Origin of the sequence: Arthrobacter antioxidans (assembly GCF_023100725.1) — a bacterium.
Classification (GTDB): domain Bacteria; phylum Actinomycetota; class Actinomycetes; order Actinomycetales; family Micrococcaceae; genus Arthrobacter_D; species Arthrobacter_D antioxidans.
In genome coordinates this window covers 1,426,092-1,439,808 of record NZ_CP095501.1, presented here as the reverse complement: position 1 = coordinate 1,439,808, position 13,717 = coordinate 1,426,092, and the positions used below count along the sequence as shown (strand labels likewise).

The following is a 13,717-nucleotide window of genomic DNA, read 5'->3' as shown; positions in this document are numbered from 1 at the left end:
CCGCTCCGGTCCTGTACCGGTGAGGGGGGGTGGGGCCGCGTGTGGCCCCACCCCCTTTTCGCTGCTCCCGTTTAGTATCGAAGGGTGCACCAGCAACGGAAGGACCCCCTCGAGGGGGCAACTGTCGACGGGCGCTATGTCGTCCACTCGCGGTTGGCCCGCGGGGGCATGTCCACCGTCTACCTCGCCACCGACCGCCGGCTGGACCGGCGCGTGGCGCTCAAGGTCCTGTATCCCCACCTGGCCGAGGAGCCCGGCTTCATCGACCGCTTCGAGCAGGAGGCGAAGTCCGCCGCCCGGCTGTCCCACCCGCACGTCGTCGGCGTCCTCGACCAGGGCGTGGACGACGTCGGGGGGCAGAACATCGCCTACCTCGTCATGGAGTTCGTCGAGGGCCGGACCCTGCGCGATGTCCTGCGCGAGCACGGCAGGCTCACGCCCCGCCGTGCCCTCGACCTGCTCGACGCGGTGGTGGAGGGGCTGGCGGCCGCCCATGATGCAGGCCTGATCCACCGCGACGTGAAGCCGGAGAACGTCCTCCTCTCCGACACGGGCCGGGTGAAGATCGCCGACTTCGGGCTGGCCCGCGCCGTGTCGGCGACCACGGGCACCGCGACCCTCGTGGGGACCGTCGCCTATCTTTCCCCCGAGCTCGTCCTCGGCCGGCCCGCCGAAGCGCAGAGCGACATCTACTCGACGGGCGTCATGCTCTTCGAACTCCTCACCGGGCAGCAGCCCTTCACGGGCGAGACGCCCATCCAGGTGGCCATCCAGCATGCGCATGCGGATGTGCCCGCGCCCTCCGTGCTCCTTCCCGGCCTCGCGCCGGACATCGACGAACTGGTGCAGTGGTGCACCTCCAGGGATCCCGAGGCCCGCCCGGTGGACGGCGCCGCGCTGCTCGGCGAACTCCGGCACATCCGCCGGACGCTCACCGACGAGGAGCTCGACTTCGCACCCGAGGACGCGCCCGACGTCGTCCCGGAACAGGATCAGCTCACCGTCGCCGTCGTGCCGCAACTCACGGACGACGACACCCGGACCGTGGCGGCGGGTCCCGAAGACACCGACGGGATCCCCGGCAGGACGGAGGTCCTGCCGCGCACGGCATACGAGGACCACCGCACCAGCGTCATCAGCAGGGACCGCAACGCGACCCGCGTCATCGGGGCGATGCCAGCCGTCCCGCCGGCGTCGGGCCCGTCGGCACCGTCCGGGGACCAGGGACGGCCGGGCAGCACGGCGACCGCGGCCGGCGGTCCAGGAGGAAGCACGGCCCGTCAGCTGTCGAAACGGCAGCAGGCACGCCAGGCGCAGCGCCCGCAGAAGACGCTGCGCGGGCGGACCGGGCGTCGGTCCGTCCGGCTGCTCGTGGCCCTGCTGATCCTCCTCGCCGGCCTGGTCGCCGGGCTCGGCTGGATCTTCGGGGCAGGACCGGCCGGGGTGGTCACCCTTCCCGACGTCGCGAACGTCCCGCTCGGGGAGGCGCGCGCCGTCCTCGAGGACCAGGGGCTCGTCTCCGTGTCCACGGAGGAGGCCTTCGACGAGGAGGTCCTCGCCGGCCTCGTGATCGGCACTGACCCGGCCGCGAACACCGAGGTCCGGCGCTTCCAGCGCGTGGACCTGCTCGTCTCGAGAGGGCCCGAGCTGTTCGCCGTCCCGGAGCTCGGCGGCCGGTCGCAGGCCGAGGCCACCGCGGAGCTCGAGGCCGCGGGCCTGGCCGTCGGCGCGCTGGACGAGGAGTACAGCGAGAGCGTGCCGGCCGGCGGGATCCTGCGGCAGGACCCGGCGCAGGGCGCCGAGCTCCGGCGCGGTTCCGTGGTGGATCTCGTGGTGTCCCTCGGCCCCGCGCCGATCGCCGTCCCCGACGTCGTCGGGCTCGCCGAGCAGGACGCCGTGGACGCGCTCGAGGAGGCGGGGCTCGTGCCGGTCGTGGGCGAGGCCCGCGAGTACAGCCGGACGGTGCCGGCCGGCGCCGTCGCGGGCCAGAGCCCTTCCGGCACCGAGGTCCAGCGCGGGACCGGCGTCACGCTGACGCTCTCCCGCGGCCCGCGCCTGGTGCAGGTGCCGAGCGTCTTCTCGCTGTCGGAGGAGCGTGCCGTGGACGTCCTGGAAGCCGCCGGTTTCGAGGTGCAGGTCGACTACACCTTCGGCAGCGCGGTCCTGGGACTCGTCGCCGGGCAGAGCCCGTCGGGCGAACAGCCCGAAGGAAGCGTCATCCGCATCACGGTCACCTGAGGCGCGGTCCCCCGGAACGCCGAAGGCGGCCACCGCGGTGGCCGCCTTCGGGATGCTCCTGATCGAGGGGTGTCCTCGGAGGTTCAGCTCTTCGAGAGCGCTCCGGCGACGAGGAACGCCATCTCGAGGGACTGCATGTGGTTGAGGCGCGGGTCGCACACGGACTCGTACCGCTCCAGGAAGGCGTCCTGGTCGATCGGGTCGGCGCCGCCCAGGCACTCTGCCACATCGTCGCCGGTCATCTCGACGTGCAGCCCGCCCGGGAACGTGCCGAGGGAGTTGTGCACCTCGAAGAACCCGCGCACCTCGTCGATGACGTCGTCGAAGTTGCGCGTCTTGTAGCCGTTGGGTGAGGTCACCGTGTTGCCGTGCATGGGATCCGTCACCCAGAGGACCTGCGCCCCCGAAGCCGTGACGCGTTCCACGAGCTGCGGCAGCTTCTCGCGGATGTTCTTCGCGCCCATGCGCGTGATGAACGTGAGCCTGCCCGGCTCGCGGTTCGGGTCGAGCTTGTCGATGAGCGCGAGGGCGTCGTCCCCCGACGTCGACGGACCGAGCTTGACGCCGATCGGGTTCCGCACCCGGGACAGGAAGTCCACGTGGGCGCCGTCGATCTCGCGGGTGCGCTCCCCGATCCACAGGAAGTGCGCGGAGGTGTCGTACGGGAGGGAGGTGCGGGAGTCGATCCGCGTCAGCGCACGCTCGTAGTCCAGGAGCAGGGCTTCGTGGCTGGCGAAGAACTCCACGCGCTTGAGGGCTTCGAAGTCCGTGCCGCAGGCGTCCATGAAACGCACGGCGCGGTCGATCTCCCGGGCGAGCGACTCGTAGCGGGAGTGCGCCGGGTTGGCCATGAAGCCCTTGTTCCAGTGGTGGACCAGCCGGAGGTCCGCGAATCCGCCCTGCGTGAAGGCCCGGATCAGGTTCAGGGTCGAGGCCGACGTGTGGTAGGCCTTCACCATCCGGGAGGCGTCGTGCCCACGGCTCTCCGGGGTGAAGTCGTACCCGTTGACCATGTCCCCGCGGTAGGCCGGCAGCGTGATGCCGTCGCGCGTCTCGTCGTTGGAGGACCGCGGCTTGGCGAACTGGCCGGCCATGCGCCCCATCTTGATGACCGGCAGGGAGGCGCCGTAGGTCAGGACGACGGCCATCTGGAGGATCGTGCGGACACGGGCACTGATCTTGTCGGCCGTCGCACCGTCGAACGTCTCCGCGCAGTCGCCGCCCTGGAGCAGGAACGCCTTGCCCTGGGCTGCCGCGGCGAGCCGCTCGCGCAGCACATCCACCTCCCCGGCGAAGACGAGGGGCGGAAGGGTCGAGAGTTCCTTGACCGACGCCGAATAGACTCCGGGATCCTGCCACGAGGGCTGCTGCGCTGCGGTCATCGAACGCCAGGCATCGAGGCCGGCGAGGGTGGACGAAGCGGAATCCGCGGCGCGCGGGAGGACGGGAGCTAGTGAGTCAGTCACACCCGAATTCTACTGGCTGGGCGGAGACGTCCCGATTCGGCCCGTCATGGCCGCCCGGGGCGGTGTCATACAGCGACACCTCGCGCCGGTCACGCGGAGCCACCGGTGCGCCGGGGCCCGCTGTGCGGCCTGCCCTCCCGGGGCAGGAGGATCAGGCGGGGCCGGTCGTCCCGTCGCGCGGGGCGTCGCGCCCCTCGTCGGACGTCGGCGGCTCGTCCGAGGGTGTGCGGCCGATCTCGGTGACGGCCCCCGGTGCCGGGGTGGCGGCGTCGGTGGAGATCCTGACGGCGGCCCTCCGCGTGTCGGCCCCGGGCCTCGGCGCCTTCCGGCCCGCGGCCTTCTCCGCGGCGAGGCGCTCCTTGACCGTACTGGCGTACGCGTCGACGTACTCCTGCCCGGAGAGGCGCATCAGTTCGTACATGATCTCGTCGGTGACGGAGCGCTGGACGAAGCGGTCGTCCTCGAGCCCCTCGTACCGGGTGAAGTCGAGGGGCTCGCCGATGATGATGCCGACGCGGCGGATGTTGGGGATGCGGCGGCCGATGGGCTGCACCTTGTCCGTGCCGATCATCGCCACGGGGATCACCGGTACGCCGGTGGCGAGGACCAGCTTCGCGACGCCGGTCTTGCCGCGGTAGAGGCGCCCGTCCGGGCTGCGGGTCCCCTCGGGGTAGATGCCGAGGACGCCGCCGTCGTTCAGGATGTCCATCCCGGCGCTCAGCGAGGAGGACGACGCCGCCCCGCCCGAGCGGTCCATGGGCAACTGGTTGGACAGCCGGAAGAAGAGCGCCGTCAGTCGGCCCTTGAGGCTCTTGCCCGTGAAGTACTCGGACTTCGCGAGGAACACGACCTTCCGGGGAACCACGATCGGCAGGAAGATCGAGTCGGAGAAGGACAGGTGGTTGCTGACGATCACGGCGGGACCCGACGCCGGGACGTTGTCGAGTCCCTTCACCCACGGCCGGAAGAGGAGGTTGAGGATCGGACCGACGATGATCCGCTTCATCACCCAATAGAACACGCTGCCAGCCTCCCTGATGGACGGTGCGGCACTCGGCAATGCCGCCCGCTTTTTCCTCTGGAAGCCTACTCTAAGGGTGTCGGCGTGACGGACGGGGGCACCACTGCCACCTGGGCGGGGAAAGACCGACACGCTGGATATCGGTTGACGTAGCGCCGTGCTGTGTCCACGATTGAACGAGCACGCCCACTGATGTCCGAAATTGCCGGGTGGAGATCCTCCGAACCCTGGCCGCAGCACGCGACGGCAGGTAGCAAAGTATGGGCCCCCGAGGTCAGGAACCGAACGAATCCACGGACGACGCCGTATGGCAGGACCTCGTGGCGCGGCTGGAAGGGACGTCCGCCGATCCCGAGTCCCCCGCCGCGCCGTTCCGCGCGCGGATCGACGGAGTGCCTGCCCCCCGACCGGGCGGTCCCGACGGCCAGGGGCCACCCTCCACCCGCGGTCCCGGCGACGGCGCCCACGATGCCGTCCGCGGCGCGGACGACGCCCCGGGCGACGCCTCGGGGGCCACCAGCCGCGAGCGGGCGGAGGCCGTCTTCCGCAACCAGCCCCTCCTTCCTTCCGGGCCGCGCGACTACGCTGCGCCGGATGACCCGGACGAGGACGAGGGGTTCACCCCGGAGGACCCGCCGCCGCTCGGATCGGGTGACCCGCTCACAGTCCTCGCCTGGATCGGCGCGGCCGGCGGACCGATCCTGCTGTTCCTCATCGCCATGTTCTGGCGGACGGCGCCCATGGCCGCGACGCTGGGCCTGCTCGCGGTCTTCCTGGCCGGCGCCGGCTACCTGGTCACCAAGTTGCCCAAGCATCGGGACATGGGCGACGACGGCGCCGAGGTCTGACGCGGGCAGCAGCGCTCAGGTGCCGCTGCGTGAGAGCAGTCGGGACAGGTCCGCAGCTCCGATGAGCCCCGCGGCGGGCCCCAGGGCCGCCCGCTCGATCCGCGCCACGGGGCGGAAGCCCCGACCGGTCAGGTTCCTTCCGAAGGCGCGCCGGGCCGGCTCGAGCAGGAGATCGCCCGCCGCGCTCAGCCCGCCGCCGATGACGAACGTGCCAGGGTCGAGGGCCGCCGCCAGGTTGGCCAGCCCCAGTCCCAGCCACTGGCCGACGTCGTCGACGAGTTCCCGCGACGTCGGGTCCCCCTCCATGGCGAGCCGGGTGACGAGGGCCCCGGTGATCGCGCCGCCGTCGGCCGCCGCGGCGTCGATGACGGCCTGCGCCACGGGCGACTGCGCAGCCGCCAGCTCGCGTGCCTCGCGTCCCAGGGCGTTGCCCGAGGCGTACTGTTCCCAGCACCCCCGGTTCCCGCATTCGCAGCGCTGACCCTGCGGGACGATGATCTGGTGGCCGAACTCGCCCGCGACGCCGTACCGGCCACGCTCCACGCGTCCTCCCATGATCATGGCCCCACCGATCCCGGTCCCCAGGGTCACGCAGACCAGGCGGGACTCCCCGCGGCCCGCGCCGAACCGCCACTCGGCCCAGGCGGCTGCGTCGGCGTCGTTCACCACCGTCACGCGGCGGCGGAGCAGCTTCTCGAGGTTGCGCCGCACCGGCTCGTTGCGCCAGGCCAGATGCGGGCTGAACAGCACGGTGCTGTTCGACAGGTCCATCCAGCCCGCTGCCCCGATGCCGACCGACCGGACACGGTATTCCCGCGACAGTTCCCGGACGAGATCGGTGACGGCGGCCTCGACGGCGCGCGCGTCCTGGCCCGGCGTCGGCCGGCGGGCCTCGGCGAGGATCCGCCCGTGGACGTCCACCACGCCGGCGGCGATCTTGGTGCCGCCGATGTCCACGCCGACCGACAGGCCACGGCGCGCCGGATTGGGGAGTGCGGTGCGGGCCGGACGCGCGGCCATCGGCCCGTGGCCCCGCCACGCCAGGCCCGTGTCGCGGCGCTGCCGCCGGGTCCGGGGGATGCCCGGCTCGGACATGATCGACATGCGGTCCTCCTCCTGGCGGGACGCGCGCGGACCCGTCACCGATTCGTACCTTACTGGAGAGCGTTTCGGGCAGGCACACTATAGGGTTGAACCACCTCGCTGTGAGGAGATATCAAAGGAGCTATCGTGCGCGACATCAGCGTCCCCGTCCTCGTCGACGTCCCCCGCCGGACGAACACCACGGACCTCGTGATCAGGCAGGCCTCCAAGCCCTCGAACCCGGCCCTCTTCGCCGTCAAGGGGACCTCGGGCGAATGGGAGAACATCTCGGCCACCGAGTTCCGCCGCCAGGTCGAGGACGTCGCGAAGGGCCTGATCGCCTCGGGCGTCCAGCCCGGGGACCGCGTGGCCATCATGGCCCGCACGCGGTACGAGTGGTCGCTGGCCGACTTCGCGATCTGGTTCGCCGGCGCGGTCTCCGTCCCCGTCTACGAGACCTCCTCCCCCGCCCAGGTCGCCTGGATCCTCAGCGACTCGGGTGCGGTCGGAGCCTTCGTCGAGTCGGCACGCCACGAGGGCGTGGTCCGTGACGCCGTCGCACTGGAGGACATCGCATCCCTGCAGCACGTCTGGCAGTTCGACGGTGACGGGCTGGACACGCTGCGGACGGCCGGGGTGGGGACGGACGAGCAGATGCTGGCGGACCGCCGGGCGCATGCCGGGCTCGACGACGTCGCCACGATCATCTACACCTCGGGCACCACGGGCCGGCCCAAGGGGTGCGAACTGACGCACGGCAATTTCGTCGAACTGTCGGAGAACGCCGCCGCCGCCCTCCCGGAGGTGGCCCGCGAGGGCGGCCAGACCATCATGTTCCTCCCCCTCGCCCACGTCTTCGCCCGCTTCATCTCGGTGCTGTGCGTCGCAGCCGGGGCCACCGTGGCGCACACACCCGACGTCAAGAACCTGCTCCCCGACCTGCAGAGCTACCGGCCCACGTTCATCCTGGCCGTACCGCGCGTCTTCGAGAAGGTGTACAACAACTCGATGCTCAAGGCCGAGGACGGCGGCAAGGGCAAGATCTTCCACGCGGGCGCCGATGTGGCGATCGCGTGGTCGAAGGCCGAGCAGGCCGGGAAGATCCCCCTGACCCTGAAGGTCAAGCACGCGGTCTTCGACCGGCTGCTGTACGGCAAGATTCGCACGGCCATGGGCGGCCGCGTGGAGCACGCGGTGTCCGGCGGGGCCCCCCTCGGGGACCGGCTCGGGCACTTCTTCCACGGCATCGGACTCATGGTGCTCGAGGGCTACGGCCTGACGGAGACCACCGCGCCCATCACGGTGAACACGCCGAAGCGCATCAAGATCGGGACCGTGGGCGCGCCCCTCCCCGGCAACGCGGTGAAGATCGCCGACGACGGCGAGATCCTCGCCAGGGGCGTCTGCGTCATGAAGGGCTACTACAACCGCCCGGACCTGACCGCCGAGGCCTTCCTCGACGGGTGGTTCCGCACCGGTGACATCGGCGAGCTCGACGACGACGGCTTCCTGCGCATCACCGGCCGGAAGAAGGAGATCATCGTGACGGCCAGCGGGAAGAACGTGATCCCGGCGATGCTCGAGGACGCGATCCGCGCCAACGCCCTGGTCTCCCAGTGCGTCGTCGTCGGCGACGGCAGGCCCTTCATCTCCGCCCTCGTCACGATCGACGAGGAGGCCCTCCCGGGCTGGCTCGACCGGCACCAGCTGCCGGCCGGCACCACGATCGCCGAGGCCGCCGAGCACCCGGCGGTCCTGGCGGAGATCCAGGTCCTGGTGGACCACGCGAACTCGACGGTCTCGCGGGCGGAGGCGATCAAGGAGTTCCGGATCGTCACGACCGACTTCACCGAGAGCACGGGCCACCTGACGCCGTCCCTGAAGATCAAGCGGGCCCAGGTCCTCAAGGACTACTCGGACGTCGTGGAGTCCATCTACAGCAAGGCCGCCGTCTGAGCTGACGGGGTCCCGGCCCTTCGTGGCCGGGACCCCGGGTCAGTCGATCGCGAGATTCAGCAGGGCGTTCTCGACCACTTCGGTGAGGGCCGGATGGATCCAGTACTGACCCCGCGCCATCGTGTGCGCGTCCAGTCCAAAGGACATGGCCTGGACGAGGGGCTGGATGATCATCGACGCCTCGTGGCCGAGGATGTGGGCGCCCAGGATCCGGCCGGTGTGCTGCTCGGCGATGATCTTCGCGAAGCCGAGTGAATCCTCCATCGCCCACCCGTACGCGGTGGAGCCGTAGTGCTGCACGGCCGTCACGACGGCCGTGCCTTCGGCCTCGGCGTACGCGAGGGCCTGTTCCTCCGTCATGCCGACGGAGGCCGCCTGCGGGTGGGAGAACACCGCGGCGGGCACGAAGCGGTGGTCGCTCGTCCGCAGCGCGTCGGGATGGAGCAGGTTATGGGCCACCACCTTCGCCTCGTGGTTCGCGACGTGCTTGAGCTGGTAGGGGCTGCTCACGTCCCCGAGGGACCACAGTCCGTCCACGGGCGTCCCGTTGCGCAGGACCCGCTGGAACTCGTCCACGGCGAGTCGGCCGTCGTCGTGTAGGTCGAGCCCCACCTCGGAGGCCCCCAGGCGGTCAGTGTTCGGCGTGCGGCCGATGGCCACGAGCACGGCGTCGACCTCGAGTTCGGCGACCCCGGCCGGGCCGCTGAGCCGGGCGGTGACGCTGCCGTCGTCATTGGCGCGGAGGCCCGTGACGTCCGTGTCCACCCGGAGGTCCCACTGCTGGGCGGCCTGCTCGGTGAAGGACTCGGACACGGTCTCGTCCAGGTGGCGCAGCATGCCGGCGGAGCGGACGGCGAGCGTCACGCGCGTGCCGAACGAGCCGAACACGTGCGCGAACTCCGCCGCGATATAGCCTCCGCCGATGATGAGGAGGCGCTGCGGCTGCTCCTCCATCCGCATGATGGAGTCCGAGGTGTGCACCTGGGGCAGGGTGATGCCCGGGATGTCCGGGAGCGTGGCGCGCGAGCCGGTGGCCAGGACCAGCTGGTCGGCCGTGACGACGTCCCCGGCCGGCGTCTCGAAGGACTTCTCCCCCGTCAGCCGGACGTACTCCTCGATGAGGGTGACGTTCGCGAGTTCCTCCGCGCGGTATGTCCTCCCGCCCCGCGAGATCGCGTCGATGCGGGTGAAGATGCGGTCCCGGATGTCCCGCCAGCGCACCCCGTCCAGGGAGAGGTCCACGCCGAGTCGCGCGGACTCGGCCGGGGCGGTGGCCAGCCCGGCAGGGTACACGAACATCTTCGTGGGGATGCAGCCCACGTTGAGGCAGGTGCCGCCGAAGGTCCCGCCCTCGACGAGCACCACCTTGCGGTCGTCCCATTCCGGGGAGATGAGCGTGTTGCCCGAGCCGGAGCCGATGATCGCGAGGTCGTAGTGGGTCACACCCGCAGTCTAGCGGCGGTCGGCGCGCCGGCCGGTCGCGGGCCGCGGGTCCTCCCCACGGCCCGCGACCCCCGCTCAGGAGGTCGAGACCACGAGCAGGAGGTCGCCGCCCTGCGCGGGCGCGGCCCCGGTGAACGCGACGCGCTGGACCGTACCGGCCACGGGGGTCGTGATGCTGGCCTCCATCTTCATGGCCTCGATGGTGGCGACGGTGTCCCCGGCCTCGACGGTGTCGCCCTCGGCACGGGTGACAGTCACGGACCCGGCGAACGGAGCGGCGATCTGGCCCGGGGTTCCCGGGTCCGCCTTCTCGGCCGTCACGACGTCGCTGTGGACGCTCCTGTCGCGCACGCTGACCGGCCTCATCTGGCCGTTGAGCGTGCACATAACCGTCCGCATGCCCTTCTCGTCGGGCTCCGAGACCGCCTCGAGGGTGGCGATGAGCCGGACGCCCTTCTCGAGCTCGATGATGTGCTCGGTGCCGGGCTGGAGTCCGTAGAGGTAGTCGGCCGTGCCGAGCAGCGACACGTCGCCGTAGGTGTCGCGCGTGGCCCGGAAGTCCTTCGCAGGCCCGGCGAACAGGAGCGTGTTGAGCGCGGACCGGCGCTCCGACGACGAGCCGGCGAGCTTCGCCTCGTCGTCGGCGGTGAGCTCGACGTCCCGTGGCTTGAACTCGCGGCCCTGCAGGGCCTTGGTGCGGAAGGGTTCCGGCCAGCCGCCGGGCGGGTTGCCGAGCTCCCCGTTGAGGAACCCGATGACGGAGTCCGGGATGTCGAAGGCCTGCGGGTTCTCCTCGAACTCGGCGGGGTCGGCGTCCCGGCCCACCAGGGCCAGGGCGAGGTCCCCCACCACCTTGGAGGACGGCGTCACCTTCACGAGCCGGCCGAGGATGCGGTCCGCCGCGGTGTACATGTCCTCGATCGCCTCGAACCTCTCGCCCAGGCCGAGCGCGATGGCCTGCTGCTTCAGGTTGGACAGCTGCCCGCCGGGGATCTCGTGGCGGTAGACGCGCCCCGTGGGCCCGGGCAGCCCGGACTCGAACGGCGCGTACATGCGTCGCACGGCCTCCCAGTACGGTTCCAGGGAGCAGACCGCGTCGAGGTCCAGGCCCGTGTCCCGGGGCGTGTGCGCCAGGGCCGCCACGAGGGCGGACGCGGACGGCTGGCTGGTGGTGCCGGCCAGGGCGGCGCTGGCGACGTCGACGGCGTCGACCCCCGCGTCCACGGCCGCGAGGAGCGTGGCGAGCTGGCCACCGGCGGTGTCGTGGGTGTGCAGGTGGACGGGCAGGTCGAAGCGGTCCCGCAGGGCTGTCACGAGACGGGTCGCGGCGGCCGGGCGGAGCAGCCCCGCCATGTCCTTGATGGCCAGGATGTGCGCGCCGGCGTCGACCATCTTCTGCGCGAGGTCGAGGTAGTACTCGAGCGTGTATAGCGTCTCCGCCGGGTCGAGCATGTCGGCGGTGTAGCAGAGGGCCACTTCTGCGATCGCCGTCCCGGTCTCCCGGACCGCCCGGATGGCGGGCTCCATCTGCGTGACGTCGTTCAGGGCGTCGAAGATGCGGAAGATGTCGATGCCGGACGCGGCAGCCTCCTGCACGAAGGCCGTCGTCACCGCCTCGGGGTACGGCGTGTAGCCGACGGTGTTGCGCCCGCGCAGCAGCATCTGCAGGCAGATGTTCGGGACCTCGCGGCGCAGCGCGTCCAGGCGCTCCCACGGGTCCTCGCCCAGGAAGCGGAGCGCGACGTCGTAGGTGGCCCCGCCCCAGGCCTCCACGGACAGCAGCCCGGGGGTCAGCCGGGACACGCTCGCGCCGGCGGCGACGAGATCGCGGGTCCGGACACGCGTGGCGAGCAGGGACTGGTGGGCGTCGCGGAACGTGGTGTCCGTGACCGCGACGGCGGTCTGCTCACGCAGCGCCCTCGCGAAGCCCTCGGGACCGAGCTCGAGCAGCCGCTGCCGGCTCCCGGCCGGCGGGTCGTCGGCCTCGGTCGCCCGCCGGTCCTCGGGGAGCCGCGGCAGCTTCTCCCGGGGGTCGAGGTGCGCCGGCCGGGCGCCGTTGGGCTGGTTGACCGTCACGTCGGCGAGCCAGGTGAGGAGCTTGGTGCCGCGGTCGGCGGGCACGCGCGCCGTCAGCAGTTCGGGGCGTTCGTCGATGAAGGACGTCGCCACGTTGCCCGCGATGAAGTCCGGGTCGTCGAGGACCGCCTGCAGGAAGGAGATGTTCGTCGACACGCCACGCACGCGGAACTCCGCCAGCGCCCGCCGCGCCCGCGTGACGGCCGAGGGGTAGTCCCGGCCCCGGCAGGTGAGCTTGACGAGCATCGAGTCGAAGTGCGGGCTGATCTCGGCACCCGCGTAGACGGTGCCGCCGTCGAGCCTCACCCCGGCGCCGCCTGCGGACCGGTAGGCGGAGATCCTGCCGACGTCGGGGCGGAACCCGTTCGCGGGATCCTCCGTGGTGATGCGGCTCTGCAGGGCCGCGCCGCGCAGGGTCACCGTGTCCTGGCTCAGGCCGAGGTCGGCGAGCGTCTCCCCCGCGGCGATCCGCAGCTGGGACTGGACGAGGTCGACGTCGGTCACCTCTTCCGTGACCGTGTGTTCGACCTGGATGCGCGGGTTCATCTCGATGAACACGTGCTGGCCCGCCCGCTCCCCGACCGTGTCCACGAGGAACTCGACCGTCCCGGCGTTCACGTAGCCCAGGGCGGTCGCGAACTTCACGGCGTCGCGGTGCAGCGCCTGGCGGATGGACTCGTCGAGGTTCGGTGCGGGCGCGATCTCGATGACCTTCTGGTGGCGCCGCTGCAGGGAGCAGTCACGCTCGAAGAGGTGCATCACGTTGCCTGTTGCGTCCGCGAGGATCTGCACCTCGATGTGGCGCGGGCGGAGGACCGCCTGCTCCAGGAACATGGTGGGGTCCCCGAACGCGGATTCGGCTTCCCGCATCGCGGCCTCGAGTGCCTCCGGCAGTGCCTCGCGCGTGTCCACCCGGCGCATCCCGCGGCCACCGCCGCCGGCCACGGCCTTCGCGAAGACGGGGAACCCGATCTCCTCCGCCGCGGCGATCAGTTCGGCGACGTCGGCACTCGGGCGGGACGATGCGAGGACCGGGATGCCGGCCGCGCGGGCGGCGTCGAGGGCCTTGACCTTGTTCCCGGCGAGCTCCAGCACGTCGGCCGGCGGCCCCACGAACGTGATGCCCGCCGCCGCCGCGGCCCGGGCGAGGCCGGGATTCTCGGACAGGAAACCGTACCCGGGGTAGATGGCGTCGCAGCCGGACTCGCGGGCCACGCGGATGATCTCGTCGATGTCCAGGTAGGCCCGGACCGGGTGGCCCTCCTCGCCGATGAGGTACGCCTCGTCGGCCTTCTGGCGGTGGATCGAGTTCCTGTCCTCCTGGGGGAAGACCGCGACGGTCTTCGCTCCCACCTCGTGCCCGGCCCGAAAAGCGCGGATGGCGATCTCGCCACGGTTGGCTACCAGAATCTTCGAGAACATGGCACTCCTGCATCCTTGCGGGTCGGGTTCTTCACGCAGGCTCGATCCTACCCGTGGCGCCGCGCCGGTCCATGACGGTGCCGCCATGTGGACGGGCGGCCCTCGGGCGCCGTCCGGGCGGCGGGCCGCGCCACCCTATGATGGACGGGATCACAAGGACATCG

General features: G+C 71.4%; 8 protein-coding genes. 3 read left to right on the top strand and 5 right to left on the bottom strand.

The features are described 5' to 3' along the window. Positions 1–84 precede the first annotated feature (84 nt). On the top strand, positions 85–2,238 hold the full coding sequence (gene pknB / locus MWM45_RS06595) for a Stk1 family PASTA domain-containing Ser/Thr kinase (RefSeq protein ID WP_247828753.1): 2,154 nt from the start codon (positions 85–87) through the stop codon (positions 2,236–2,238). Positions 2,239–2,321: 83 nt separating this feature from the next. On the opposite strand, the gene MWM45_RS06590 is transcribed toward pknB, so the two are convergent. Both MWM45_RS06590 and MWM45_RS06585 read right to left on the bottom strand, forming a co-directional pair. Next, positions 2,322–3,704, bottom strand: a complete 1,383-nt coding sequence (locus MWM45_RS06590) for a class II 3-deoxy-7-phosphoheptulonate synthase (protein WP_247828751.1) — start codon at positions 3,702–3,704, stop codon at positions 2,322–2,324. Positions 3,705–3,855: 151 nt separating this feature from the next. Then, positions 3,856–4,725: a lysophospholipid acyltransferase family protein gene (locus MWM45_RS06585; protein ID WP_247828750.1), complete on the bottom strand. Its 870-nt coding sequence runs from the start codon at positions 4,723–4,725 to the stop codon at positions 3,856–3,858. 260 nt (positions 4,726–4,985) lie between these two features. Here MWM45_RS06585 and MWM45_RS06580 point away from each other — a divergent pair, with 260 nt between their 5' ends. Continuing rightward, positions 4,986–5,573, top strand: coding sequence for a hypothetical protein (locus tag MWM45_RS06580; protein WP_247828749.1), 588 nt, complete (start codon positions 4,986–4,988; stop codon positions 5,571–5,573). Positions 5,574–5,588: 15 nt separating this feature from the next. On the opposite strand, the gene MWM45_RS06575 is transcribed toward MWM45_RS06580, so the two are convergent. Then, positions 5,589–6,593, bottom strand: a complete 1,005-nt coding sequence (locus tag MWM45_RS06575) for an ROK family glucokinase (RefSeq protein WP_231554564.1) — start codon at positions 6,591–6,593, stop codon at positions 5,589–5,591. 210 nt (positions 6,594–6,803) lie between these two features. Between MWM45_RS06575 and MWM45_RS06570 the strand changes: the two genes are divergently transcribed. Continuing rightward, positions 6,804–8,612 (top strand): AMP-dependent synthetase/ligase, encoded by a 1,809-nt coding sequence (locus MWM45_RS06570; RefSeq protein ID WP_247828748.1) that lies wholly within the window; start codon positions 6,804–6,806, stop codon positions 8,610–8,612. Between the two features lie 39 nt (positions 8,613–8,651). Here the strand turns inward: MWM45_RS06570 and MWM45_RS06565 are convergent, their stop codons facing one another. Next, the gene (locus tag MWM45_RS06565) at positions 8,652–10,055 is read right to left on the bottom strand and encodes a mycothione reductase (RefSeq protein ID WP_247828747.1); all 1,404 of its coding nucleotides are present in this window, start codon (positions 10,053–10,055) and stop codon (positions 8,652–8,654) included. Positions 10,056–10,130: 75 nt separating this feature from the next. Continuing rightward, positions 10,131–13,553: a pyruvate carboxylase gene (locus MWM45_RS06560; protein WP_247828746.1), complete on the bottom strand. Its 3,423-nt coding sequence runs from the start codon at positions 13,551–13,553 to the stop codon at positions 10,131–10,133. Positions 13,554–13,717: the final 164 nt, after the last annotated feature.